General features: G+C 67.9%; 2 protein-coding genes. Both read left to right on the top strand.

All coding sequences use genetic code 11. The annotated features are described in order from the left end of the window. The first annotated feature begins 569 nt into the window (after positions 1-569). Complete coding sequence (locus ACFWPJ_RS12870; protein ID WP_378850360.1) at positions 570-2207, top strand: NTF2-like N-terminal transpeptidase domain-containing protein; 1638 nt, start codon at positions 570-572, stop codon at positions 2205-2207. An 84-nt stretch (positions 2208-2291) separates the two neighbouring features. After that, positions 2292-2567, top strand: a 276-nt coding sequence (locus tag ACFWPJ_RS12875) for a DUF3054 domain-containing protein (RefSeq protein ID WP_378850363.1), incomplete at its 3' end; no start/stop codon positions are given.

Genomic DNA, 2567 nt, shown 5'->3' on the forward strand with positions numbered 1-2567 from the left:
GGGGCCGGGTTAACCTGTGGGGGGCAATGCGTCCGGAGAACCAGTCGGGGGCGTCGGCCGGGTCGGGGAGATCTGCTTGCTGCCAGCCGCCGGGCCGGCCGAATCCGCGTTCGCGATGGGCGTTCCGCATGGAAATCACCTGCTATCTCTGTTGCGCACGTTGCGATGATTACAAGATTACGCCGATATATGCGTAGCGGCTTATGCTCTGCGAGAACGAGGGATTCAGGGTGATCCGCGCCGGCCGCGCCGGGGTTGGGTGTCGGTGGGCTTGGGTACCCTCGCGTTGAATCGCCGGGACGATCCGAGTTCCGCACGACTCGGCGGGACTGCCGGTACGGTAAGTGCGCCAGTTGTTGCCACTGGCTGGGCGAGGTTCGAAAACACCCCCTCACCGGGGCGAGATTTCGGGCACAATCAAGGTGCTGAGGATGGGTAGCGTCCCGTGATACCGGGGCATCGGAGAAGGGTCAACTTCCGGTACGGTGGATTTGTTACCGGAGTGGCAAGAGTGAAGAGTGGGCGATATGGATGTGTGGGGATCCCGCCGCTTTCGCGTCCGGGGCGCAATGGCGATCGCGGGGGTTGCGACCCTCGCCATCGCGCTGTGCTCGTGCGGGGTGGGTGGGAAGCCGAGTGAGTCGGAATCGGTTGTCCAGCGGTTTACCGACCTGCTGGACGAGCAGGACTACACCAAGGCTGCCGACCTGACCTCGTACCCCGCCGCCGCTTCGGCAACCATGAAGCAAATGTTCGAGGGCCTGGCGACCGGCACGGTCGACTACGAGGAAACTCAGGTCATCGATCTCGACGCGCAGTCGGCGATCTTCAGCATGCATGTCGCCTGGAACTTCGGCGAGCGCAAGGACTGGACCTACACACTGCAGGGCACCGTCCGCAAGCTCGCCATCGGCTGGCGGATCTCCTGGGATCCGGCGGTCATCATGCCGCAGCTGGCAGGCAATCGCACCGTCAAGCTCGTGCGCACCACCGCGAAGCCGCCGCCGCGGGTCGTCGACCTGTCCGGTGACGCGCTGATGACCGAGCAGACGATCAATGTCATCAAGATCGATCCGAGCCGCACCGGCGACCTCGTCGGGTCGACCAACGCGCTGGCCGACGCCATCGAACCGGTCGCGCCGCTGATCACCGGCCCGTCGCTGATGCAGCAGCTGGCCGCGTCGCAGGGCAAGCCGATCGTCGCGGTCAACCTGCGCGAGGGCGACTTCGCGATCCTGGAACCGCGGATGGCCGCGGTGCCGGGCGTGGTGATGGAGAAGCAGCCCAAGCTGATCTCGGCCGATCGCCGCACCTGGTCGCCCATGCTGGACGCGCTGCGCGAGGTGTGGCTGGACAGCCAGGAGACCACCTCGGGCTGGGGTGTGCAGATCTTCGAGGCCGACGGCCGGTTCGTCAACCAGGTCGCCGGATATCAGGGCCCGGCCGGGCCGGACATCTCCGGCACCATGGACCAGCGGCTGCAGCGCGCGGCCGAGGACGCGGTGGTCAGCGTCGGCACGCCCGCCTCGGTCGTCGCGATCCAGCCGTCGACCGGTGCGGTCGTCGCGGTCGCGCAGAACAGCTACGCCACCGAGAAGGGCCCGATCGCGTTCACCGGGCTGTTCCCGGCGGGTGGCACCATGGAGCTGTTCCGCACGGTCGCCGCGGCCGCCAAGAACAAGGCGCCGCAGGATGTTTCGGAGCAGGAGGCGGCCGAGGCGGCCACCGCGCTCGGCGTCGGCGCCGACTTCAAGGTGCACGGGCTCGACGAGGTGACCGGCCGGATCAGCGCGCCGGGCCGCAGCACCGAGCAGGTGCGCCAGGGCGCGGGCGCCGACGCGGTGCTGGTCAGCCCGTTCGGTATGGCGATCGCCGCGGCCGCGATCTCGCGTGGCTCGGTGGTTCCGCCGATGATCGAGAACGGCAAGCCGAGCACGACCGACACCCCGATTCCCGCGCTCACCCAGCCCGCCGTCGACCGGTTGCGCGCCATGATGCACGAGGGCATCGGCAAGCCGGAAACCACCGCGTTGCGCGGATTCCGCGATGTCACGGCGTTCGCGGCGACCGGCGGGCCCGACGGCTGGCTGCTGGCCACCATGGGCGATCTGGTGTTCGCGGTGCACATCGCCGACGCCGACAGCGGTGACGCCACGTCGCGACTCGCCGCGGTGCTGCTGAAATCGCTGGCCTCGCCAGAGCCGTAATACGGGGCGTGCGTGCAGAGTTTGCCCTGATCAGTGGGCGTTGTGCCGGTCTCGGTGTTGATCATGACCGGTTAGGCTGCTCCAGTGAAGAAGTTCGTACCGTTCGCCGCTGATGCCCTGTTGGTGATTGTCTTCTGCGCGATCGGGAGGCGCAGCCACGATGAAGCGGTCATCGCCGGTCTCGTGAAGACCGTGTGGCCCTTCGGCATCGGCTTACTGATCGGCTGGGCGCTGGCGGTGCTGGTCGCGCGCGACACCCGTTTCGACGCGACGGCGCTGTGGCCGAGCGGACAACATGTATGGGTAGGCCCCCAGGTCGGCGGGATGGTGCTGGGCGGCGAGATCCGCCACGGGCTCGCG

Source organism: Nocardia sp. NPDC058497 (genome assembly GCF_042720195.1).
Classification (GTDB): Bacteria; Actinomycetota; Actinomycetes; order Mycobacteriales; family Mycobacteriaceae; genus Nocardia.